This is a genomic window from Pseudomonas donghuensis, from assembly GCF_000259195.1.
Classification (GTDB): domain Bacteria; phylum Pseudomonadota; class Gammaproteobacteria; order Pseudomonadales; family Pseudomonadaceae; genus Aquipseudomonas; species Aquipseudomonas donghuensis.
The window spans coordinates 166,210-188,735 of sequence record NZ_JH650761.1 but is presented as its reverse complement, the minus strand read 5'-3'; the positions used below and the strand labels follow the sequence as shown (position 1 = coordinate 188,735).

The 22,526-nt window shown below is 64.9% G+C and carries 26 protein-coding genes; 24 read left to right on the top strand and 2 right to left on the bottom strand.

The window, feature by feature from the left end:
- The first annotated feature begins 56 nt into the window (after nucleotides 1–56).
- Complete coding sequence (gene selO, locus UW3_RS0110020) at nucleotides 57–1,517, top strand: protein adenylyltransferase SelO (protein ID WP_010222271.1); 1,461 nt, start codon at nucleotides 57–59, stop codon at nucleotides 1,515–1,517.
- A 10-nt stretch (nucleotides 1,518–1,527) separates the two neighbouring features.
- Here the strand turns inward: selO and UW3_RS0110015 are convergent, their stop codons facing one another.
- A complete protein-coding gene (locus UW3_RS0110015) occupies nucleotides 1,528–2,013 on the bottom strand; it encodes a DUF4265 domain-containing protein (protein ID WP_010222270.1) in 486 nt (161 codons plus the stop codon).
- A gap of 109 nt (nucleotides 2,014–2,122) precedes the next feature.
- On the opposite strand from UW3_RS0110015, the gene trxC reads away from it, so the two are divergent.
- Nucleotides 2,123–2,557: a thioredoxin TrxC gene (trxC, locus tag UW3_RS0110010; protein ID WP_010222267.1), complete on the top strand. Its 435-nt coding sequence runs from the start codon at nucleotides 2,123–2,125 to the stop codon at nucleotides 2,555–2,557.
- On the opposite strand, the gene UW3_RS0110005 is transcribed toward trxC, so the two are convergent.
- Entirely contained in the window at nucleotides 2,554–3,327 is a 774-nt protein-coding gene (locus UW3_RS0110005) for a ParA family protein (RefSeq protein ID WP_010222266.1), read from the bottom strand. The two genes, trxC and UW3_RS0110005, sit on opposite strands and share 4 nt — an antisense overlap.
- Nucleotides 3,328–3,644: 317 nt before the next feature.
- Here UW3_RS0110005 and UW3_RS0110000 point away from each other — a divergent pair, with 317 nt between their 5' ends.
- From UW3_RS0110000 to UW3_RS0109895, 22 genes are read left to right on the top strand one after another with little or no spacing between them, the layout of a single operon-like run.
- The gene (locus UW3_RS0110000; protein ID WP_010222265.1) at nucleotides 3,645–4,361 is read left to right on the top strand and encodes a beta-ketoacyl synthase chain length factor; all 717 of its coding nucleotides are present in this window, start codon (nucleotides 3,645–3,647) and stop codon (nucleotides 4,359–4,361) included.
- On the top strand, nucleotides 4,337–5,149 hold the full coding sequence (locus UW3_RS0109995; RefSeq protein WP_010222264.1) for a lysophospholipid acyltransferase family protein: 813 nt from the start codon (nucleotides 4,337–4,339) through the stop codon (nucleotides 5,147–5,149). The genes UW3_RS0110000 and UW3_RS0109995 overlap by 25 nt, the downstream gene beginning before the upstream one ends.
- Nucleotides 5,124–5,396, top strand: coding sequence for a phosphopantetheine-binding protein (locus UW3_RS0109990; protein ID WP_010222262.1), 273 nt, complete (start codon nucleotides 5,124–5,126; stop codon nucleotides 5,394–5,396). Before UW3_RS0109995 ends, UW3_RS0109990 begins: the two co-directional genes overlap by 26 nt.
- A gap of 9 nt (nucleotides 5,397–5,405) precedes the next feature.
- Nucleotides 5,406–5,660, top strand: coding sequence for an acyl carrier protein (locus UW3_RS0109985; protein WP_010222261.1), 255 nt, complete (start codon nucleotides 5,406–5,408; stop codon nucleotides 5,658–5,660).
- Nucleotides 5,657–6,202, top strand: a complete 546-nt coding sequence (locus UW3_RS0109980; RefSeq protein ID WP_010222260.1) for a COG4648 family protein — start codon at nucleotides 5,657–5,659, stop codon at nucleotides 6,200–6,202. The genes UW3_RS0109985 and UW3_RS0109980 overlap by 4 nt, the downstream gene beginning before the upstream one ends.
- Entirely contained in the window at nucleotides 6,199–7,878 is a 1,680-nt protein-coding gene (locus UW3_RS0109975; RefSeq protein ID WP_010222259.1) for an acyl-CoA synthetase family protein, read from the top strand. Before UW3_RS0109980 ends, UW3_RS0109975 begins: the two co-directional genes overlap by 4 nt.
- Entirely contained in the window at nucleotides 7,871–8,605 is a 735-nt protein-coding gene (locus tag UW3_RS0109970) for a glycosyltransferase family 2 protein (RefSeq protein WP_010222257.1), read from the top strand. Before UW3_RS0109975 ends, UW3_RS0109970 begins: the two co-directional genes overlap by 8 nt.
- Nucleotides 8,602–9,540, top strand: a complete 939-nt coding sequence (locus UW3_RS0109965; RefSeq protein WP_010222256.1) for an LpxL/LpxP family acyltransferase — start codon at nucleotides 8,602–8,604, stop codon at nucleotides 9,538–9,540. Before UW3_RS0109970 ends, UW3_RS0109965 begins: the two co-directional genes overlap by 4 nt.
- A complete protein-coding gene (locus tag UW3_RS0109960; protein ID WP_026001259.1) occupies nucleotides 9,521–11,065 on the top strand; it encodes an HAL/PAL/TAL family ammonia-lyase in 1,545 nt (514 codons plus the stop codon). Before UW3_RS0109965 ends, UW3_RS0109960 begins: the two co-directional genes overlap by 20 nt.
- Nucleotides 11,058–11,483, top strand: a complete 426-nt coding sequence (locus UW3_RS0109955) for an acyl-CoA thioesterase (RefSeq protein ID WP_010222254.1) — start codon at nucleotides 11,058–11,060, stop codon at nucleotides 11,481–11,483. Before UW3_RS0109960 ends, UW3_RS0109955 begins: the two co-directional genes overlap by 8 nt.
- The gene (locus UW3_RS0109950; protein ID WP_010222253.1) at nucleotides 11,480–12,079 is read left to right on the top strand and encodes an outer membrane lipoprotein carrier protein LolA; all 600 of its coding nucleotides are present in this window, start codon (nucleotides 11,480–11,482) and stop codon (nucleotides 12,077–12,079) included. The genes UW3_RS0109955 and UW3_RS0109950 overlap by 4 nt, the downstream gene beginning before the upstream one ends.
- A complete protein-coding gene (locus tag UW3_RS0109945; protein WP_010222252.1) occupies nucleotides 12,069–14,381 on the top strand; it encodes an MMPL family transporter in 2,313 nt (770 codons plus the stop codon). Before UW3_RS0109950 ends, UW3_RS0109945 begins: the two co-directional genes overlap by 11 nt.
- The gene (locus UW3_RS0109940; RefSeq protein ID WP_010222251.1) at nucleotides 14,378–15,538 is read left to right on the top strand and encodes a hypothetical protein; all 1,161 of its coding nucleotides are present in this window, start codon (nucleotides 14,378–14,380) and stop codon (nucleotides 15,536–15,538) included. Before UW3_RS0109945 ends, UW3_RS0109940 begins: the two co-directional genes overlap by 4 nt.
- Nucleotides 15,525–16,772 (top strand): NAD(P)/FAD-dependent oxidoreductase, encoded by a 1,248-nt coding sequence (locus UW3_RS0109935; protein WP_010222250.1) that lies wholly within the window; start codon nucleotides 15,525–15,527, stop codon nucleotides 16,770–16,772. Before UW3_RS0109940 ends, UW3_RS0109935 begins: the two co-directional genes overlap by 14 nt.
- Nucleotides 16,769–17,503, top strand: coding sequence for a class I SAM-dependent methyltransferase (locus tag UW3_RS0109930; protein ID WP_010222249.1), 735 nt, complete (start codon nucleotides 16,769–16,771; stop codon nucleotides 17,501–17,503). Before UW3_RS0109935 ends, UW3_RS0109930 begins: the two co-directional genes overlap by 4 nt.
- The gene (locus UW3_RS0109925) at nucleotides 17,500–17,985 is read left to right on the top strand and encodes a hypothetical protein (RefSeq protein WP_010222248.1); all 486 of its coding nucleotides are present in this window, start codon (nucleotides 17,500–17,502) and stop codon (nucleotides 17,983–17,985) included. Before UW3_RS0109930 ends, UW3_RS0109925 begins: the two co-directional genes overlap by 4 nt.
- A complete protein-coding gene (locus tag UW3_RS0109920; protein WP_010222246.1) occupies nucleotides 17,982–19,181 on the top strand; it encodes a beta-ketoacyl-[acyl-carrier-protein] synthase family protein in 1,200 nt (399 codons plus the stop codon). Before UW3_RS0109925 ends, UW3_RS0109920 begins: the two co-directional genes overlap by 4 nt.
- Entirely contained in the window at nucleotides 19,178–19,648 is a 471-nt protein-coding gene (locus UW3_RS0109915; protein ID WP_010222245.1) for a hotdog family protein, read from the top strand. Before UW3_RS0109920 ends, UW3_RS0109915 begins: the two co-directional genes overlap by 4 nt.
- Nucleotides 19,641–20,369 (top strand): 3-oxoacyl-ACP reductase FabG, encoded by a 729-nt coding sequence (gene fabG, locus UW3_RS0109910; protein WP_010222244.1) that lies wholly within the window; start codon nucleotides 19,641–19,643, stop codon nucleotides 20,367–20,369. Before UW3_RS0109915 ends, fabG begins: the two co-directional genes overlap by 8 nt.
- Nucleotides 20,369–21,595, top strand: a complete 1,227-nt coding sequence (locus tag UW3_RS0109905; RefSeq protein ID WP_010222243.1) for a beta-ketoacyl-ACP synthase — start codon at nucleotides 20,369–20,371, stop codon at nucleotides 21,593–21,595. The genes fabG and UW3_RS0109905 overlap by 1 nt, the downstream gene beginning before the upstream one ends.
- Nucleotides 21,596–21,620: 25 nt before the next feature.
- The gene (locus UW3_RS26770) at nucleotides 21,621–22,064 is read left to right on the top strand and encodes a hypothetical protein (protein ID WP_050990002.1); all 444 of its coding nucleotides are present in this window, start codon (nucleotides 21,621–21,623) and stop codon (nucleotides 22,062–22,064) included.
- Between the two features lie 15 nt (nucleotides 22,065–22,079).
- On the top strand, nucleotides 22,080–22,526 hold the full coding sequence (locus UW3_RS0109895) for a hypothetical protein (protein ID WP_010222241.1): 447 nt from the start codon (nucleotides 22,080–22,082) through the stop codon (nucleotides 22,524–22,526).

Sequence of the window (22,526 nt, the reverse complement as noted above, 5' to 3'; positions counted from 1 at the left end):
GGACGCCAGCGGCCATACCCTTGCAGAATACTCAGGTTTTCTCCAGGAGATGGCCGTTGAAAGCCCTCGACGAACTGACGTTCGATAACCGTTTCGCCCGCCTGGGCGACGCCTTTTCTACTTCGGTACTACCCGAGCCGATTGCCGAACCGCGCCTGGTGATCGCCAGCGAAGCGGCCATGGCGTTGCTCGACCTGGAACCAACCGAAGCCTATTCCCCGGTCTTTGCCGAACTGTTCGGCGGCCACAAACTGTGGGCCGAGGCCGAGCCGCGGGCGATGGTCTATTCCGGGCATCAGTTCGGCTCCTACAACCCACGCCTGGGCGATGGCCGTGGCCTGTTGCTGGGCGAAGTGCGCAATGACGCCGGCCAATCCTGGGACCTGCACCTCAAGGGCGCCGGGCAGACGCCGTATTCGCGTATGGGCGATGGCCGCGCGGTACTGCGCTCCTCGATCCGCGAATTCCTTGCCTCCGAAGCCCTGCCAGCCCTGGGCATCCCCAGCAGCCGGGCGCTGTGCGTGATCGGCTCAAGTACGCCGGTCTGGCGCGAGACCCAGGAGCGCGCGGCCATGCTGTTGCGCCTGGCGCCGAGCCATGTACGCTTCGGTCATTTCGAGTATTTCTATTACACCCGCCAGCCCGAGCAGCAGCGCATGCTTGCCGAGCATGTGCTCAATACGCATTTCGCCGAGTGCCGCGACGCGCCGGAACCGTACCTGGCGATGTTCCGCACCATTGTCGAGCGCAACGCCGAGCTGATTGCCCGCTGGCAGGCTTACGGCTTCTGCCACGGCGTGATGAACACCGACAACATGTCGATCCTGGGCATCACCTTCGACTTCGGCCCCTTTGCCTTCCTCGACGACTTCGACGCCAACTTCATCTGCAATCACTCCGATGACCAAGGCCGCTACAGCTACAGCAATCAGGTGCCCATCGCCCACTGGAACCTCAGCGCCCTGGCCCAGGCCCTGACGCCGTTCATCAGCGTCGAAGCGCTGAAGGAAACCCTGGGGCTGTTCCTGCCGTTGTACGAGACCCATTACCTGGACCTGATGCGTCGGCGTCTGGGCCTGACCCGCGCGGAAGACGGCGACAAGCTGCTGATCGAACGCCTGTTGCAACTGATGCAACCGGGCGCGGTGGACTACACCCTGTTCTTCCGCCAGCTCGGCGACCAGCCTGCTGAGCAGGCGCTGCAGGTAGTGCGTGACGACTTCATCGACCTGGCCGGTTTCGACCTGTGGTCAGCCGATTACCTGGCACGCCTGCAGCGCGAGCCCGGCAACGCCGAAGGCCGCCGCGCGCGCATGCATGCGGTCAACCCGCTGTACATCCTGCGCAACTACCTGGCCCAGCGCGCCATCGAGGCGGCCGAGGGTGGCGACTACGAGGAAGTTCGCCGCCTGCACCAGGTGCTGAGCAAACCGTTCGAGGAGCAAGCGGGGATGCAAGCCTACGCCCAGCGGCCACCGGAGTGGGGCAAGCACCTGGAAATCAGCTGCTCGTCGTAAGGCCTGCGCCTCAGCTGTCGAGCCACCAGTCGAGCAGGGTTTCGTCCTCGTCATCGTCGAGGTTGCGGTAGATGTTGGCGTAATACCACTCGACGCCGGTGCACTGGCGAAAGCGGTCGAACACTTCACGGATGGCTGCAAAACCGTTACGCGCGGGGATGGCCAGGGTCAGGTTGCCCTTGTAGCGACCATCCAGAGTACCGCCGAGCAGCGTCTGCACTTCGTCTTGCAGTGTGTCGACAGCCCCCTGGGGCAAGTCGTCGGCATAGATATGAATGCAGAAGTTGCCACCCCGCTGCAGCACTTCGGCGCGCTGGTCCGGGTGGTTGATACGGATGGTATCGCCACGCGCCAAGTCGAGGGCCAACCCTGGTGACGACAGCAGCTCAAAGGTATTCGCATCGATCTGACGGACCGGCACGCTCTCGAATACCGGTTCGCCATTGGATCGGGAATCGACAAAAATGCGGATATGCGCTGAATGCTGGCAATCCATCGGGCACTCCATGGCCTGTGTACAAGGCGTACATGCTAAACCATTCAACATGTAGGTGCGGGCGTAACCCGCGAACGACCGCAGACCGGTCGCAACTCTCGGAGCTTTCATGACTGATCCACTACTCATCCCCTGCCCCCACTGCAACGGCCTCAACCGCATCCCCGGCGAACGCCTTGGCGACAGCCCGAAATGCGGCCGCTGCAAGAACCCGGTCCTGCTGAGCACGCCGTTTGATTTGAAACAGGGCGACTACGCCAGCCAGATCAAGGGCGACCTGCCGCTGCTGATCGATGTCTGGGCCGACTGGTGCGGGCCATGCAAGTCGTTTGCGCCGATCTTCGCGCAGGCGGCCAGCCAGCTCAGCGGGCGCTGCCGCCTGGCCAAGCTGGACAGCGAGGCCAACCAGCAACTGGCCGGGCAATTGGGGATTCGTTCGATTCCCAGCCTGATCCTGCTCAGAAACGGCCGGGAAGTGGCGCGCCAGAGCGGTGCATTCCCACTCCAGCAACTGCTGGAATGGTTGCGCAGCCAGGGCGTCTAGACGCCTTCTTCGAGCAGGGCGTGCAGTTCAACGAACTGCTGGGTCAGCTTGTGCCGCGGCTCCAGATGAATCAGCGGCAGGCTGGCCTGGTGTGATTCACGCATCTTCACCGAGCTGTTGAGGTATACCGGCAGCACCGGCAGCCCCTCGGCGATCAACTCGTCAAGCATCTGCTGGGGCAGGCTGGCGCGGGCCTGGAACTGGTTGACGACAATGCCTTCGACCCGCAGTTCTTCGTTGTGATCGTCCTTGAGCTCGTCGATCTCGGCCAGCAGCCCGTACAGCGCCTGGCGCGAGAAACTGTCGCAATCGAAGGGGATCAACACTCGATCAGCCGCGATCAACGCAGAAACAGCATAGAAGTTAAGCGCTGGCGGAGTATCCAGGTAAATCCGGTCATAGTCCTCGTCCAGCTCATCCAGCAGTTTGCGCAGCTTGTTGATCTTGTGCTTGGCCTCAAGCTTGGGCTGCAGGTCAGCCAGCTCGGCGGTGGCGGTCACCACATGCAGGTTGTCGAACGGTGTTTCGTAGATATCGACCTTGTTCTTTTTCGCAAACGGCCCGGAAGACAGGGTCTGCTTGAAAAAGTCGGCAATGCCCATGGGAATGTCCTCGCCGGTAAGGCCGGTAAGGTACTGGGTCGAGTTGGCCTGGGCATCCAGGTCGATCAACAGGGTTCGATAGCCTTCATTGGCACTCACCGCTGCCAGGTTGCAGGCAATGCTCGACTTGCCGACGCCACCTTTCTGATTGAACACCACGCGCCGCATGGAATGACCTCCGTGTGTCTGGGGATGACCGAGTATGTGTGCGAAGGGTCCGCTTGACCAGCACCGTCGGGCTCAAGTTGACGAGGAATCGACCGACAACCCATAACCTCCGTTGGTCGGGAAAAACCTGACTGATCTGACGAAGCTGAACAATCGAGGTCTGTTTCAAGCCGGAGTATTTGTAACCAGCATTTGCTACACGCCGACAGCACCGGGATAATGCGCGCCACTCGGCGATTGCGCCACACCCCTGTCAGGTCGTTGTTGCGAGTTACTCCCTCGGCAAGGAAGTCCCTCAGGGCGGGAAGTACAACAAAGTGATCACATTCAATATCAGCCAGTGGCGCGCGTGGGCACCAGGCCTGCAGACGGCTGCCGATTGGCAGGCCTGGAGCCAGGCAAAGCACTTGCCGGCAGAGGCTGAACAGGCACCGGATGTGTCGTTTTTACCAGCCATGCAGCGTCGTCGCCTGAGCCGCCTGGCGCGCATGGCCTTTGCCGTGGGCTGGCCGCTGGCCGAGGGTTTGCAGGATGTGCCGCTGGTGTTCGTTTCCCGGCATGGCGAAACCCCGCGTACCTTCGAGATCCTCAGCGACCTGGCCAATGAGCAACCGCTGTCGCCAACCCAATTCAGCCTGTCGGTACACAACGCGGTGATTGGCTTGTGGTCGATCATGCGGGGCGAAACCAGTGAGATGACCGCCCTGGCTGCTGCCGGTGACGGTTTCGAACAGGGTGTGCTGGAAGCTGCTTGCCTGCTGGGCGAAGGCGCTCCGGCGGTGCTGCTGATTGTTACTGAAGAGCAGCCGCCCGCGGCTTACGGCCCGAGGATTGATGACGTGCCCTTCGCCTATGCGCTGGGCCTGCTCCTGACACCAGGCGATGAATGGCAACTGCACCTTGGCGATAACGCCGGCGCTGTACCTTCGAGCGAACCCCATGCCTTGAGCTGGTTGCGTTGCCTGCTCAAGGGCGACAGCACTTGTACCCACACCTGGAAGAGCCGCACATGGAACTGGCAACGCAAGCCATAAGCAGACCGCGCGACGCCTATTACTGGCGCCTGCTCGCTACCGCCGTCAGCTTTCTGCTGTTCGGCGTCGGCGGCCTGTGCCTGCGCCTGCTGGTCTTCCCGCTGCTGGCCGGCCTGCCCGGCGATGCCGCACGCCATCGCCAGCGCGCCCGGCACACCATCAGCTGGCTGTTCTGGCGCTTCATTCGCTTCATGGCCGCCAGCGGCGTGCTCACCTATGAAATCAAGGGCGCCGAAAAGCTCGGCCGCCCGGGGCAGATGATCATCGCCAACCACCCGTCGCTGATCGATGTGGTGTTTCTCATCGGCCTGGTGCGCCAGGCCAATTGCGTGGTCAAGCAAAGTCTCTGGCACAACCCGTGCACCCGTGGCCCGGTGCGCTCGGCCGAGTACATCAGCAACGACGGCAGCATGGACATGCTCGACAGCGCCGTGGCGGCGCTGCAAGGCGGCCAAACCCTGATCATCTTCCCCGAAGGCACGCGCACCCAACCCGGCCAGCCGCCTGCCTTTCATCGCGGCGCGGCGGCCATTGCCCTGCGCGGTGCGAACATCATCACCCCGGTCACCATCAAGGTCGCCCCCAGCACCTTGACCAAGGCCGAACCCTGGTACCGCATACCCCAGCGCCGGGTGCATTTCAACTTGCAGGTCGGTGCCGACATCGACCCGCAGGCCTTCGCCGCACAAGGCCCTGCCCCGCAGGCCTCGCGCAAACTCAATGAACACCTGCATCAGCACTTCACCAAGGAGCTCGCCGAAGATGAGCGATCCACAGAACACCCTTAACCACGACATCAAGCTGTTGATCATCGACGCCCTGGGCCTGGAAGACATCAGCGCCCAGGACATCGGCGACGAGCAGACCCTGTTTGGCGAAGGCCTGGGCCTGGATTCGGTGGACGCCCTCGAACTCGGCCTGGCGATCCAGAAGAAGTACGGCATCAAGATCGACGCCGATGCCAAGGACACCCGTAACCATTTCACCAGCGTGGCCAGCCTTGCGGCTTTCGTCACCGCTAAACAGGCAGCCTGAGACAGCACCATGCAAACCCGCGAAGACATTTTCAACACCCTGCGCGACGCCCTGGTCGAACTGTTCGAACTGGATCCGGCCAGCATCAGCCTGGAGTCGAACCTGTACCAGGACCTGGAAATCGACAGCATCGACGCCGTCGACCTGATCGATCACATCAAGCGCCAGACCGGCAAGAAAATCGCCGCCGACGAATTCAAGGCCGTACGTACCGTCAATGACGTGGTCGAGGCGGTGTACCGCCTGGTCAACTCTGCGGCATGAAACGCCTGATCGGCCTCGGCCTGCTGCTGGCCGGTCTGCTGTACCCCTTTGCGGTGCATTTTGGCATGGCCCACTTTGCCCCCTGGCAGTTTGGCCTGTTGCTCGGCGGCCTGTGGCTGGCGCGCGCCTTGAGCGAACCGAGGCGGCCCGGCGGGCACTGGATGGCCGTAGCCGCGATTGCCTTCTGCGCGTTGCTGGCGCTGTTCAACAGCCCGCAGCTGCTGCGTTGGTACCCGGTGCTGATCAGCGCGTTCATGCTCGGCCTGTTTGGCCTGAGCCTGAAATTCGGCCCGCCGGTGGCCGAGCGCCTGGCGCGGCTGCGTGAGCCGGAACTGCCTGCCGTGGCGATCCACTACACGCGCCAGGTGACCAAGGTCTGGAGCCTGTTCTTCCTGGCCAACGGCCTGGTCGCCGCCGCCCTGACCCTGTGGGCGCCGCTGAGCTGGTGGACCCTGTACAACGGCCTGATCGCCTACGGGCTGATGGGCCTGCTGTTTGCCATTGAATGGCTGATAAGACAACGCGTGCGAGGACGCTCATGAAATGGATTGCCCTTGAGCAACTGCTGCACCCGGCCGATGCGCCGCGCACGGTGAGCTTCGCCCCGGCGCTGGACCACGCGAGCCTGTGCCAGCAAGCCCTGCAAGTGGCCGCCGGCCTCCAGCTGCGTGGCGTGAAGCGCATTGCCGTGCACCTGGAAGACGCCGCACAGCTGGCCGTCGCCCTGCTCGGCGCCTGGCGTGCCGGCGTGCAGGTGCTGCTGCCTGCCGACCTGCAAGCCCAGACCCGCCAGCGCTGGCTCGGCGAGGTCGAGCTGTGGCTGAGCGATCAGCCACAAGACACCACGCTGGAGGCCCTGTTCGAAGCGCCGCTGGCCGCCGCCGACCTGAATCTGGACCAGTGCCGGTTGAGCCTGTGCACCTCCGGCTCCAGCGGTGAACCCAAGCGCATCGACAAGAGCCTGCGCCAGCTGGCCAATGAGGTGCAGGCCCTGGAACAGCTGTGGGGCAAGGACCTGGGCGCTGCCTGCATCATCGGCAGTGTCGCCACCCAGCATATCTATGGCTTGCTGTTTCGCGTGCTCTGGCCGCTGTGCGCCGGGCGCCCGTTCGTGCGTCGCCAGTTGCCCTTCCCGGAAGACCTGCAGCGCGCCAGCCGCGAGCACCCGGCCTTTGCCTGGGTGGCCAGCCCGGCGCTGCTCAAGCGCATGGGCGACAACCTCGACTGGCCAGCGTTGAGCCCGGTGCGCCGGGTGTTTTCCTCCGGCGGCGAACTGCCGGCCAGCGCCGCCCAGGCCTTGCACCAGCGCCTGCAGCAATGGCCAACGGAAATTCTTGGCAGCTCGGAAACCGGCGGCATCGCCTGGCGTCAAGGCGACAGCCTGTGGCAGCCATTTGCCGAGGTGCGCCTGAGCCAGAACCAGGACGGTGCACTGCGCATTGAATCGCCTTACCTGCCGCCCGGTCATATCGAACAAAGCGCCGATGCCGTCGAGTTTGCTGCTGATGGGCGTTTTCGTTTGCTCGGGCGCCTGGACCGCATCGTCAAACTGGAAGAAAAACGCATCTCCCTGCCGATGCTGGAGCAGGCCCTGATCGAGCACGCCTGGGTCGAGGACGCGCGCCTGGGCGTGATCCAGGAAAACCGCGCCAGCCTCGGCGCCCTGCTGGTGCTCAGCGCAGTTGGCCTGTACGCCTTGCGCAACCAGGGCCGCCGCGCGCTCACCGAAGGCTTGCGTCAGCACCTCAGCCAGCACTGCGAAGCCCTGGCCCTGCCCCGGCGCTGGCGCCTGCTGCGGCAATTGCCGTTCAACGCCCAGGGCAAACTGCCCCAGGCCGAACTCCAAGCCCTGTTGCTGGCGCCCCGGCCGAAAGGCCCGGAAGTGCTCAGCCAGGCCGAGGTGGATGGCGAGCTGCAGCTACAACTGGCAGTGTCGGCGGACCTGGCCTATTTCAACGGTCACTTCCCGCAGACCCCGGTGCTGCCAGGCGTGGTCCAGGTCGACTGGGCGCTGGCCCTGGGACAACAATTGCTCGACCGGCCGCGCCAGTTCGCCGGCATGGAAGTGCTGAAATTCCAGCAACTGGTGCGCCCTGGCGACCCGCTGCAGCTGACCCTGCGTTTCGATGCCGAGCGCGGCAAGTTGTACTTCGCCTACAGCAACGCCGGGGTGCCCTGCTCCAGTGGCCGCATTGTGCTGGAGGCCATCGGTGAATAAGCCCTGTGCGGTAATCCCGGTGTACAACCACGAACTGGCCGTGCCCGCGGTGGTTGCCGACCTACTCGCCGCCGGCCTGCCCTGCGTATTGGTCGATGATGCCAGCAGCCCGGCCTGCGCCACCGTGCTGCGCCAGCTGGCCGAGCACCAGCAGGTGTTCCTGGTGCAACTGCAGGTCAACCAGGGCAAGGGCGGCGCAGTCATGGCCGGCCTGCGCGAAGCCGCGCGCCTGGGCTTCAGCCATGCTTTGCAGGTGGACGCCGACGGCCAGCATGACCTGGCCGATGTCAGCCGCTTTCTTGAACAATCGCAAGCTTATCCACAGGCGCTGATCTGCGGTTATCCACAGTACGACGCCAGCGTGCCCAAAGGCCGTCTGTATGCGCGCTACCTGACCCATGTATGGGTGTGGATCAACAGCCTGTCGCTGCAGATTCCCGATTCGATGTGCGGTTTTCGGGTCTATCCGCTGCCACCGACCCTGGCGCTGATCGACGCGGTGAACCTCGGCAAGCGCATGGACTTCGACCCGGAGATCCTCGTCCGCCTGGCCTGGCGCAACCAGCCGATGCGCTGGCTGCCGACCAAAGTGCATTACCCGGCCGATGGCCTGTCGCACTTTCGCCTGTTCCACGACAACGCGCTGATCTCGAAGATGCACACCAAGCTGTTCTTCGGCATGTTGCTGCGCGCCCCGGCAATCCTCTGGCGGCGGTGGCAGGCATGAGCAGTCGCGAACAACACTGGGCCGCACACCAGGAGCGCGGCAGCTTCTGGCTGATGAAACTGACCGCCTTGGGCATCAAGCTGCTCGGCCGGCGCCTGCTCAGCCCGGTGCTGTATGCCATCGTCCTGTACTTCTTCCTGTTCGGTCGCCGCGCCCGGCAGAGCATCTGGCAATACCAGCGGCGCCTGGCCGACTGGAGCGGGCAACCCCGTCTGCGCCCCAGCCACCGTCGGGTGTTCGGCCAGTTCATGGCCTTCGCCGATGCCCTGCTGGACAAGCTCGATGTGTGGAACGGCAAGCTGCGCCTGGAGCAGATCGAGATCGTCGACCCGGGTAAACTGCACACCCAGCTACGCGCCGAGCGCGGGCAGCTGCTGGTGGGTGCGCACCTGGGCAACCTTGAAGTCTGCCGCGCCCTGGCCGAGCTTGGCGAGCAAGTGACCATGAACGTGCTGGTGCATACCAAGCACGCCGAGCGCTTCAATCGCCTGCTGGGTGAATCGGGGGCGAGCAACCTGCGGCTGATCCAGGTCAGCGAGCTGGACCCGGCGATCATGCTGCAACTGAGCCAGCGCCTGGACCGCGGTGAATGGCTGGCGATTGCCGGCGACCGCGTGCCGCTGCATGGTGCGCGCACGGTCGAAGTGGATTTCCTCGGCCACCGCGCCGCCTTCCCGCAGGGCCCGTGGCTGCTGGCCGGGCTGCTCAAGTGCCGGCTCAACCTGTTCTTCTGCCTCAAGCAGCAAGGCCGCTACCAGGTGATCCTCGAACCCTTCGCCCAGGCCATCGAGTGGCGCCGCGGCCAGCGCGATCAGGTGATCGCCGACTGGGCCGGGCGCTACGCCGAACGCCTGGGCCACTATTGCCTGCAAGCGCCGCAGCAATGGTTCAATTTCTACCCTTTCTGGAAGACCGATGACGATGCATCCGCATAAGCCCGTGACCTTCGGCGCGCTGCCGTTGGCAATCGAAGACGTCCTCGCCCTGGCCCACCGCCAGGCCGAAACCCGCCTGCAGGACGACAGCGAATACCGCGCGCGGATTGCCCGTGGCGCGCAGTTCCTCGACTCGCTGCTGGACAAGGAAGGGGTGATCTACGGGGTGACCACCGGCTACGGCGACTCGTGCGTGGTGGCAGTGCCGCTGGAGCATGTCGAGGCCCTGCCCAAGCACCTGTACACTTTCCATGGCTGCGGCCTGGGCCAGTTGCTGGATGCGCCGGCCACCCGCGCGGTGCTAGCCGCCCGCTTGCAGTCGCTGTGCCACGGCGTCTCTGGCGTGCGCATCGAGTTGCTGGAGCGCCTGCAGGCGTTTCTCGCCCATGACATCCTGCCGTTGATTCCCCAGGAAGGTTCGGTGGGTGCCAGCGGCGACCTGACGCCGCTGTCCTACGTTGCCGCAACCCTGTCCGGCGAGCGCGAAGTCATGTACCGCGGCGAGCGCCGCAGCGCCGCTGACGTACACCGTGAGCTGGGCTGGCAGCCGCTGGTGCTGCGGCCCAAGGAAGCCCTGGCGCTGATGAACGGCACTGCGGTAATGACCGGCCTGGCCTGCCTGGCGTTCGCCCGTGCCGATTACCTGCTCAAACTCGCCACGCGCATCACCGCGCTGAACGTGGTTGCCCTGCAAGGCAACCCGGAGCACTTCGACGAGCGCCTGTTCGCCGCCAAGCCGCACCCGGGGCAGATGCAGGTGGCCGCCTGGTTGCGCCAGGACCTGGCCATCGACGCGCCGACTGCGCCGCTGCACCGCCTGCAGGACCGCTACTCGCTGCGCTGCGCTCCGCATGTGCTGGGCGTGCTGGCCGACAGCCTGGGCTGGCTGCGTGGCTTTATCGAGACCGAACTGAACAGCGCCAACGACAACCCGATCATCGACGCCGAAGCCGAACGCGTGCTGCACGGCGGGCACTTTTATGGCGGCCATATCGCCTTCGCCATGGACAGCCTGAAGAACCTGGTGGCCAACGTTGCCGACCTGCTCGACCGCCAGCTCGCCCTGCTGGTCGACGTGCGCTACAACCACGGCCTGGCGAGCAACCTGTCGGGCGCCAGCGCCGAGCGGGCGATGCTCAACCACGGCTTCAAGGCCGTGCAGATCGGCGCCAGCGCCTGGACCGCCGAAGCCCTGAAAAACACCATGCCGGCCAGCGTGTTCTCGCGCTCCACCGAATGCCACAACCAGGACAAGGTGAGCATGGGCACCATCGCCGCCCGCGATGCCCTGCGGGTGCTGGAGCTGACCGAACAGGTCGCCGCCGCCACCCTGCTGGCCGCCAACCAGGGCGTCTGGCTGCGCAGCCGCGAAGCCGACGCCCGCGACCTGCCGCCGGCCCTGGCCGAGATGCATGCAGCGTTGCTCGAAGATTTCGCCCCGGTGATCGAAGACCGCGCGCTGGAAAGCGATCTGCGCCGGTGCCTGAGCCGTATTGCCGAACAACACTGGAGGCTGCATGCGTAGTCAGGGAGTGCTGCACGTTGATACCGAAGTGCTGGTGCCATTCTTCGATGTCGACAGCATGCTGGTGGTCTGGCACGGCCATTACGTCAAATACCTCGAAGTAGCGCGCTGCGCGTTGCTCGACCGCCTCGAACACAACTACCTGCAGATGCAGGCCTCGGGCTTTGCCTGGCCGGTGATCGACCTGCAGTTGCGCTATGTGCGCGGCGCCACCTTCGGCCAGCGCCTGAACGTGCGCGCCAGCCTGGTGGAGTGGGAGAACCGGCTGAAGATCAACTACCTGATCAGCGATGCCGCCACCGGCGAACGCATGACCCGCGCCAGTTCCGTGCAGGTCGCCGTCGACATCGCCAGCGGCGAGATGCAACTGGCGTCGCCACAGGTGATGCTCGACGCAGTGAACCAGGTGCTCAAATGAAAACGCTATTGCGTAGCCTGCTGTGCATCGGCCTGCTTGCCAGTTGCACGCTGGCCCAAGCCTTTGGCCTCGATGAGCTGAGCAAGCAACTGGGCGAACCTGCGGTCATCAAGGGTCCGTTCATCCAGGAAAAACACCTGCGCGCCCTGCCGCAGCCGCTGGTCAGCAAAGGCCAGTTCGTTCTGGCCCGTGATCATGGCCTGCTCTGGCTGCTGCAAACGCCGCTCAAGCAGGACTACCGCCTCAACGCCCAGGGCATCGCCCGCCGCGACCCGTCCGGCTGGCAGATGCTGCCGGGCAAGAGCGCCGGCGCCGAGCAGAACCGCCTGTTCTTTGCCGTGCTGCAAGGCGACAGCAGCGGCCTGCAGCGTGACTTCGAGTTGAGCCTGAAAGGCGACGCCGGGCACTGGCAGCTGCGCCTGACCCCGCGTTCGCTACTGCTCAAGCAGGTGTTCAGCCAGATCGATATCGATGGCGGGCGCTATGTCGAACGCATCCAGTTGCTGGAAACCCAGGGCGATAGCACGGTACTGCGCATGCCAGCGAGCAGCAGCGCCAGCCTGACCGACACGGAGCGCCGCGATTTTGCCGAGTGAGCGCCTGTTGCCACGACTGTTTTTACTGTTGTTGATCGCCGTGCTGGCCCTCGCGGGGTGGCAGTGGCACCGCGCTGCGCCTTTGTCTGCAGACCTGATGACGCTGGTGCCCGGCGCCACCCAGGACCCGCTGGTGCAGCGCGCCGAGCAGCGCATGCAGGAGCCGCTGAACCGCGAAATGCTGGTGCTGGTCGGCCATCCCCAGCGTGAGCAGGCCATCGCCCTGGCCCAGCGCCTGGCTGAGCAATGGCAGGCCAGCGGCGTGTTCGAGAAGGTTCAGTGGAGCCTGCAGACCGACCTGCAGGCGTTGCGCGAGCAGCTGCTGCAAGGGCGCCTGGCGATGCTCTCGCGCGCCGACCGCAACAGCCTGATCGACAACCCGCAAGGCTTTATCGAGCAACGCGTACAAAACCTCTACGACCCCTTTGCCGGCTTTAGCCTGGTGCCGAGCCAGGATGACTGGCTGGGCCTGACCGGACGCATCCAGAACAGCCAGCCACGTCCTGCCGCGGTGCAACTGGACACCGCCAGCGGCGCGCTGGTGGCTGAAGCGGACGGGCAGCACTGGGTGCTGCTGCGTGCCCGCACCCTGGGCAATGCGTTCGATATGCAACTGCCCCTGCAAGTCGCCGACCTGCTCGCCAGCAGCCGGGTTGAAGCCGGGCAGCACGGCGCCCGCCTGCTGGCCGCCAGTGGCTTGCTGTATGCGGCCAACGGCCAGCGCCAGGCCAGCCAGGAGATCACCTGGGTCGGCGGCGGCGCCACGGTCGGCATCCTGCTGCTGTTGCTGCTGGCGTTCCGCCGCCTGCGGGTACTGCTGGCCTTCGTTCCGGTGCTGGTCGGCATGCTGTTTGGTGCGGTGGCCTGCGTGGCGCTGTTCGGTCAGATGCACGTGATGACCCTGGTGCTCGGCTCGAGCCTGATCGGCGTGGCCGTCGACTACCCGCTGCACTACCTGTCGAAAAGCTGGAGCCTGCGCCCCTGGCGAGCCTGGCCGGCTTTGCGGCTGACCTTGCCGGGCCTGAGCCTGAGCCTGGCCACCAGTTGCATCGGCTACCTGGCACTGGCCTTCACGCCGTTCCCGGCACTGACCCAGATTGCCGTGTTTTCCGCCGCCGGCCTGCTCGGCGCCTACCTCAGCGCCGTGTGCCTGCTGCCGGCACTGCTCAAAGGTATCGAGCTGCAGCCTGCGCAATGGCCGTTGGGCATTACCCAGTGGCTGGTGGACATGCGTCAGAAACTGCTGAACAAGGTGCCAAGCGCCATCCTGCTCGGCCTGCTGATGCTGTTCTGCGCTGCGGGCCTGTGGCAGCTGGACAGCCGCAACGATATCCGCCAGTGGGTCGGCAGCCCGCCGCAATTGCTCGAAGAAGCCCAGGCCGTGGCGCGCATTACCGGCTACCAACCCACCAGCCAGTTCTACCTGGTGCGCGGCGCCGACCAGAGCCAACTGCTGGCACGCCTGCAAAGCCTCGGCACACGCCTGGACGAGCTGGTCGAAACCGACAAGCTCAAGGGCTACATGGCCCTCAGCCAACTGGTCGCCAGCCCAACCGAGCAGCAACAGGCACGCGACGCGCTGGGCAGCCTGCCGCTACAACCGCTGCTGGCCCTGGGCGTGCCGCAAAGCGCGTTACAGGCTGAACTGGCGAAAGTCCAGGCACTGCCTACCCTCGACATCGATCACGCCCTCAGCGGCCCGCTGGGCGAACCCTGGCGCACCTTGTGGCTGGGTGCGGACGGCCAGGGCGTCGCCGCCATCGTCAGCCTGCAAGGCTTGAACGATCCGGCCTTGCTGCGCCTGCAGGCCGACGATCTCGACGGCGTGCAACTGGTGGACCGCCTCGGTGACCTCAACCGGGTGTTCGCCGCCACCCAGGTCAGCGCCGCCGAGCTCAAGCTGTTGTCCTGCGCGCTGATCGTGGTGCTGCTGATCCTGCCGTTTGGCCTCGGCGGCGCCCTGCGCATCGTCGCCCTGCCGTTGCTCGCCGCGCTGTGCAGCCTGGCTTGCCTGGGCTGGCTGGGCCAGCCGCTGACCCTGTTCAGCCTGTTCGGCCTGCTGCTGGTGACCGCCATCAGCGTCGACTACGCGATCCTCATGCACGAGCAGATCGGCGGCGCCGCCGTCAGCCTGCTCGGCACCCTGCTCGCAGCCACCACCACCTGGTTGTCGTTCGGCCTGCTGGCGGTGTCGAGCACTCCGGCGGTGAGCAATTTCGGCCTGGCGGTCAGCCTGGGCCTGGCCTTCAGTTTTGTCCTCGCACCCTGGGCGGCCACCGGGCACAAGGAACAGGCGGCATGAGTATCGCGTTGCTCTGGGCCCTGGCCCTGGTGTTGTTCTGGATCGTCAGTGAGCTCGGCCGGCGCCTGGGGCTGATCCCGATTGTCAGCCAGTTGCTGCTGGCAACCCTCGGCCTGCCACTGCTGATGTTGTTCTGGGTCGAGCCCCACTTGCAGCTCAGCGGCGCCGCGCTGGTGGCACCGGCCTGGCTGAAAACCCTGTATGGCCTGAGTTTTGCACTGCTGCTGGGGCATATTCTTGCTGACGTCGTGGAGCTGAACGTCGACCGCCAGAGCCTGAAGATCGCCCTGCCGAGCTTCCTCGTGCCCTTTGCCTGTGGCCTGGCCTGTGGCGCGTTGTTGCTGCCCGAGCAGCCCTGGCTGACCACCCTGGCCCTCGGCCTGGTTTTCGCCATCACCGCCATCCCGGTGCTCTACCTGTACCTGCGCAACATCGACTACCCACCCGCCGCAACCCGCCGGCTGATGCAGTCGGCGATCCTCATCGACCTGACCTGCTGGCTGCTGTTCGGCCTCGGCAAGGGCAGCCTCGAACCCGTGAGCCTGTTACTGCCGCTGCTCGCGGCCTGCCTGCCGTTGCCGCTGTACGCCCTCGGTGTGCGTCGGCCCTGGGTCTACAGCCTGGGCTTTTTCGGCCTGCTGTTCGTCGCCGAACACTACCGGCTCAACGCGCTGATCTTCGGCATCGGCTACCTGTGCTGCCTGGCCTGGCTCAAGTTGCCGCTGCGCATGCCGTTATCGGACCTGTGGATAAAACGCCTGCAGAACGGCATTGCAATCCCGCTGATCCTGACCTTCGGCATCATCCAGATCGATGTCCACAACGTGCTACTGGGCTTCGATGCCATCCAGTTGAGTGCCCTGCTGCTGTTGCCGATCGTCAGCAAGCTGCTCGGCAACTGGCTGGGCCTGTGCTGGGCGACGCCGTCGTTCGCCGGCGCGAGCAAATGGCGGGAAAGCCTGCTGCTCAATATTCGCGGCTTGAGCGAGATCGTCTTTCTCAACCTGCTGCTGCAACAACAGTTGATCAGCCCGGCGCTGTACTTCGCGCTGATGCTGATGAGCCTGGTCGCCACGCTGATGCCCGCGCTGGCCGGCCTGCACCGGATTCCATTGAAGACTGCCCAACCGGCAAGGAGGCCTTATGCCGAACCCTGAACTGCAACAACGGCAGGTATTGATTATCGGCGCCGGCCCGTCCGGCGCCATCGCCGGGGCCTTGCTCAAGCGCAACGGCCACGACGTGCTGATCATCGAGCGCCAGCGCTTCCCGCGTTTTTCCATCGGCGAAAGCCTGTTGTCGCATTGCATCGACTTCGTCGAAGAAGCCGGCATGCTCCCGGCCCTTGAAGCGGCGGGTTTCCAGCGCAAGAACGGCGCGGCCTTCGCCTGGGGCGATGAGTACAGCGCCTTCGATTTCGGCGACACCTTCAGCAATGGCAAGCCGAGCACCTTCCAGGTTCAACGCGCCCAGTTCGACCAGCTGCTGGCCGACCAGGCCGAGGCCCAGGGCGTTGAAATCCGCTACGAAGAAGAGATCATCGCCGCCGACTTCGAGCGCCCGCGCCCGCAGGTGCGCGTGCGCCGCCTGGATGGCAGCGAGTACTGCGTCGAAGCCTCATTCGTCCTCGATGCCAGCGGCTATGGCCGCGTGCTGCCGCGCCTGCTGGACCTGGAAGCACCGTCGAACTTCCCGGTGCGCCAGGCGATGTTCACGCATATCGAAGACCGCATCGACCACCCGGCCTTCGACCGGGAAAAGATCCTCATCACCACCCATCCGCAGCACCGGGATATCTGGTTCTGGACCATTCCGTTCAGCAACGGCCGCTGTTCCCTGGGGGTGGTCGCCGCCGCCGAGCACTTTGCCGCCGCGCCGGCCGACCTGGATGCCTGCCTGAAGGACTTCGTCGCCCAGACCCCAAGCCTGGCCAAGGTCCTGGCCAACGCCGTGTGGGACACCCCGGCGCGGACCATCGGCGGCTACTCGGCCAACGTCAAGACCCTGCACGGCCCGGGCTTCGCCTTGCTCGGCAACGCCGCAGAATTCCTCGACCCGGTGTTCTCCTCCGGGGTGACCATCGCCATGCGCTCGGCGAGCATGGCCGCCGGCGTCCTGCACCGCCAGTTGCAGGGCGAAGGCGTCGATTGGCAGAGCGAGTTCGCCGAGCCGCTCAAGCGTGGCGTCGACACCTTCCGCGCCTACGTTGAAGGCTGGTACAACGGCAGCTTCCAGGACGTCATCTACCACCCGGCCAGCTCGCCGGAAATCCGCGCGATGATCAGCTCGATCCTGGCCGGCTACGCCTGGGACCAACGCAACCCGTTCGTGGCCGAACCCAAGCGGCGCCTGCGCATGCTCGCCGAAGTCTGTGCCAGGACGCCGGCATGAAATTCCTCAGCGACAGCTACGTCGAGGAAACCCGTTTCGGCTTCTGGTTCCTGCGCAGCCATACCTGGCAGCATCATGTGCTGCGCGTAGCGATCAACGACCTGCGCCGGCTGTTCGACCAGGCACCACCCCGTGCCCCCGTGCTGCTCGATGCCGGCTGCGGCCAGGGCAAGTCGTTCCAGTACCTGCAGCAGGTGTTCGCCCCCGCCCGGTTGCTGGGTACCGACGCCGACCCGCACAGCCTTGAACTGAGCCAGGCCGAGGCCGGCCGCCTGGGCCTGAACGTCGAGCTGCGCGGCAGTGACTGCGCGGCGTTGCAGTTTGCCGACAGCAGCGTCGATATCCTCTTCTGCCACCAGACCTTCCACCACCTGGTCGAGCAGGAAAAAGCCCTGGCCGAGTTCTACCGGGTACTCAAGCCCGGTGGCTACCTGCTGTTTGCCGAGTCCACCGAAGCCTACATCGACACCTGGGTGATTCGCTGGCTGTTCCGCCACCCCATGCACGTGCAGAAAAGTGCCGAACAGTACCTGCAGATGCTCCGCGACCAGGGTTTCGAATTTGGCGCGCAGAATGTCTCTTACCCGTACCTGTGGTGGAGCCGTTCCAGCGACTTCGGCCTGCTCGAACGCTTTGGCCTGCGCAAGCCGCCACCGGTCGGCCAGCGCGAAGAGACCCTGGTCAACGTGGTCGCCCGCAAACCCTTGAACCCAGCCGAGCCGAGTGCATGAAACGCCTGTTGCTGATCCTCGCCTTCGCCCTGCTGAGCGCCTGCGCCAGCCGTGCGCCGCTGCCCGTGCAGTTACCGCCGCTGAGCCTGCCGCTGCAGTTGCACATCCAGCGCGAACAGGCCGGGCAGCGACAGGACTGGTTGCTGGTGATCCAGCGCGAGGACACCAACCTGCGCTGGTCGCTGCTGGATCTGCTGGGTATTCCGCAAGCCCGGCAGTTGCTCGATCAAGGCCAGTGGCAAGCCGACGGCCTGCTACCGCCCAACCCGGCGGCCCGCGAACTGTTCGCTGCCCTGCTGTTCGCCCTGACCCCTGCCGAACAGCTGCAACAGCTCTATCCCGGCGCCCGCCAGCTAGGCCAGCAGCGCTGGCTGGGTGAACGCTGGCGCGTCGACTACCGACAAGCCGACGACTTCACCTTGAACCTCGACCGGGGCCTGCGTTATCTAGTCAGCCCACTACCCAGCGAGAACACGCCATGACCGCTTATCTCAATGCCCTGGGCCTGGTCTGTGCCCTGGGGCGCGGCCAGGCCGACGTTGCCCGCCGGCTGTTTGCCGGCGACTGCTCAGGCATGCGTGTGGAGGACGGCTGGGTACCGCAACGCGGTCTGCCGGTGGCGGCCGTACAAGACGAGTTGCCAAGCTTGCCCGCCGCGTTGCAGGCCCATCACAGCCGCAACAACCAACTGCTGTACGTCGCCTGCCTGCAGATTGACGCAGCGATCGAAGCGGCCATCGCCCGCTTTGGCCGCCAGCGCATCGGCATCGTCCTGGGCACCAGCACCTCGGGCATCAAGGAAGCCAGCGACAGCATCGCTCACTACCTGCGTGAGCAGCAGTTCCCGCCGAGCTACGACTACGCCCAGCAGGAGCTCAGCGCCCCGGCCAACTTTCTCGCCGACTGGCTGCAGCTGAGCGGCCCGGCCTATGTGATTTCCACCGCCTGCACCTCCAGTGCACGGGCCTTGATGAGTGCCCGGCGCCTGTTGGACCTGGGGGTGTGCGACGCGGTGATCTGCGGTGGTGTGGATAGCCTGTGCAAGCTGACCCTCAACGGCTTCACTGCCCTGGAAGCAGTCAGCGCCGAGCGCTGCAACCCGTTCTCGGTCAACCGCAACGGCATCAACATCGGCGAAGCCGCGGCGCTGTTTCTGATGACCCGCGAAGCCAACCACGAAGGCGCCAGCATCGCCCTGCTCGGTGCCGGTGCCAGCTCGGACGCGCATCACATCTCCGCCCCCGAGCCCAGCGGCAAAGGCGCCTTGCAGGCGATGCGCAAAGCGCTGGACAATGCCCGCCTGCAACCTGCACAGATCGACTACCTGAACCTGCACGGCACCGCCACACGACACAACGACGCCATGGAAAGCCTGGCCGTGCATGAACTGTTTGGCAGCCAGCTGGCCTGCTCATCGAGCAAGCCGATGACCGGGCATACCCTGGGTGCCGCTGGCGCCCTGGAAGCCGCGTTCTGCTGGTTGAGCCTGGCCGCCGACAATACCGAAGGGCGCTTGCCACCGCATGTCTGGGATGGTGTGGATGACCCACAACTGCCGGCCCTGAACCTGGTCGATGCCAGCCAGCGCCTGCCGGCCCAGGGCCCGCGACGCCTGATGAGCAACTCGTTCGCCTTCGGTGGCAACAACGTCAGCCTGATTCTCGGAGACACCCCATGATCACCTGGCCACTGGCCGAACTGCTGCCCCATGCCGGCGACATGATCCTCATCGATCAGGTCGAGTCCTTCGATGAAGAGCAGATCCATACCCACCTGACCGTGCGCCCCGGCGGCCTGTTCAACCGCGCCGACGGCAGCCTGCCGGCCTGGGTCGGCATCGAGCTGATGGCCCAGAGCGTGGCCGCCTACGCCGGTTGCCGCGCGCGCCAGCAAGGCCAGGCGGTGGCGCTGGGCTTTTTGCTCGGCACGCGTAAATTCGAATGCAATGTCGAACATTTCCCTGCCGGTGCCCACTTGCGCATCCATGCCCTGCGGTCGCTCGAAGACGACAACGGCATGGGGGTGTTCGAGTGTCACCTGCGTGGCCCGGGCATCCATGCCACGGCCCGTTTGAATGTTTTTCGCCCGCCACAGGCGGCCAGTTACCTGGCCGAAGCGGGCCCAGAGGAGTCCCCCCATGACTGATACCATCCTGGTCACCGGTTCCAGCCGAGGCATAGGCCGGGCCATCGCCCTGCGCCTGGCGCGGGCCGGTTTCGACCTGGTCCTGCATTGCCGAAGCGGGCGCAACGAAGCCGACGCCGTTGCAGAAGAAGTCCGGGGCTTGGGCCAGCAAGCCCGCGTGCTGCAGTTCGACGTTGCCGATCGCGCCGCTTGCGCCGCCATCCTTACTGATGACGTTGAAACCCACGGCGCCTACTACGGCGTGGTCTGCAACGCCGGCCTGACCCGCGACGGCGCCTTCCCGGCCCTCACCGAAGAAGACTGGGACCAGGTACTGCGTACCAACCTCGACGGCTTCTACAACGTTCTGCACCCGCTGATGATGCCGATGATCCGTCGGCGCAAAGCCGGGCGCATTGTGTGCATCACCTCGGTTTCGGGGATGATCGGCAACCGCGGCCAGGTCAACTACAGCGCTTCCAAAGCCGGGGTGATCGGTGCGGCCAAGGCCCTGGCGATCGAGCTGGGCAAGCGCAAGATCACCGTCAACTGCGTCGCCCCGGGGCTGATCGACACGGCCATGCTGGATGAACACGTGCCGGTCGAAGAGCTGCTGAAAATGATCCCGGTGCAGCGCATGGGCACCCCGGAAGAAGTCGCCGGCGCAGTGAATTTCCTCATGTCGGCCGAAGCCGCCTACATCACCCGCCAGGTGCTGGCAGTCAATGGAGGCCTGTGCTGATGAAACGTGTAGTCGTCACCGGCATGGCCGGTATCACCTCGCTGGGCAGCGACTGGCAGAGCATCGCCGGCAACTTCGCCAGCAACCGCAGCGGCATCCGCCGCATGGACGAATGGGACCGCTTCGAAGAGCTCAACACGCGCTTGGCCGGCCCCATCGATGACTTCAAGGTGCCCGCCGGCTGGACCCGCAAGCAACTGCGCAGCATGGGCCGGGTCTCGCGCCTGGCCGTGGCGGCAGCGCAGAACGCCCTGCGCGATGCTGGCCTGCTCGATGACCCGTCAATCCGCGATGGGCGCATGGGCGTGGCCTGCGGTTCGTCCACCGGCAGCACCGACGAGATCAAGGCGTTTGGCAACATGCTGCTCAACTCGGTGGCCGAGGGCCTCAACGCCAACTCCTATGTCCGGATGATGCCGCACACCACGGCAGCCAACATCAGCATTTTCTTCGGTCTCACCGGGCGCCTGATCCCCACCTCCAGCGCCTGCACCAGCGGCAGCCAGGGCATCGGCTACGCCTATGAAGCGATCAAGTTCGGCCGCCTGCCGCTGATGCTCGCTGGCGGCGCCGAAGAGCTGTGCCCGACCGAGGCCATGGTCTTCGACGCGCTGTACGCCACCAGCCTGAAGAACGATGCCCCGCACAGCAGCCCCAGCCCTTACGACAGCGGCCGCGACGGCCTGGTGATCGGCGAAGGCGGGGGCATGCTGGTGCTCGAAGAGCTGGAACATGCCCAGGCCCGCGGCGCATACATCTACGCCGAGATCGTCGGCTTTGGCAGTAACGCCGACGGCCAGCACACGACTCGCCCGGAGCAGGCGACCATGCGCCGGGCCATGGAGCTGGCACTGCAAGACGCCAACCTGGCGCCGGAGGCCATCGGCTATGTGAACGGTCATGGCACCGCCACCGAGCAGGGCGATATCGCCGAAACCCTGGCCACCAGCAGCCTGTTTGGCCCACGCATGCCGATCAGCTCGCAAAAAAGCTTCCTCGGCCACACCCTGGGCGCTTGCGGCGCGCTGGAGTCCTGGTTCAGCATCGAGATGATGAACAGCGACCGCTATGTGCACACCCTCAACCTTGAGCACATCGACCCGCGCTGCGGCGAGCTGGACTACTTGTGCGGCGAGTTTCGCAGCATGAGTCACGACTATGTGATGAACAACAACTTCGCTTTTGGCGGGGTCAACACCTCGCTGATTTTCCGTCGCTGGACCTGACCTGAAACCTGCTGGAGAGAAAGGAATGTCTTCATTGATTCGCGCCGCTGTCCTCGGCCTGGCCCTTGCGGGCCTGGCTGGCTGTACCTCGAAACCGGTACTGACCCCACAAGAGCAGCTTGTAGTCGGCCACAACTACAACCATGAGCAGGTGCAGCAGGCCATCCTCAAGGCCGTGGCCAACCGTGGCTGGACCCCGCGCAAGGTCACCCCGAACCTGATCCAGGCCGACATCCTGGTACGCAATACCTTCTATGCCGCCGTCGACATCCACTACAGCGTCAGCAACTTTCGCATCAACTACCGCGACAGCCGCGAGCTGGGCTACAAGGACGGCAAGATTCACCGCAATTACAACCGTTGGGTGAACAACCTCGACAAAAGCATCCTGCAAGAGCTGAACAAGCTGGAAGCCCAGAACATCGTGCAGCGCGCCATCAGCGAACAGCATTCGAACACTGTTGAATAATCAAGGAACGACATAATGCGTCTGAAAACCTGGACCGCCACCACCGCCCTGCTGCTCTGCGCCCTGCCCGGCCTCAGCCAGGCCCGCGACACCACCCACTACCTGCCGTTCGAGAAAGTCGTGGCGCAGATGACCGCCGAGAACAAGCTCGACGGTTCGGTGAAGTTCTACCTGGCCGGCGTGCAGCCCAAGGGCAAGGTCACCGTGGTCAGCCCGGCAGCGGTCACCAACAAGAAGACCAACGCCTTCAACAAAACGGACGCAGCAGCCTGCGAATGGGCCCTGCAATCAGCGCTACTGACCATGCAGGACGCCGCCCGCAAGGTTGGCGCCAACGCCGTGACCAACATCAGCAGCTACTACAAGCGCAACGAGCGCAAGGACGCCACCACCTACGAATGCCACGCCGGCGCGATCATGGCTGGCGTTGCGCTGAAGGGCGACCTGGCCAAGGTCCAGTAA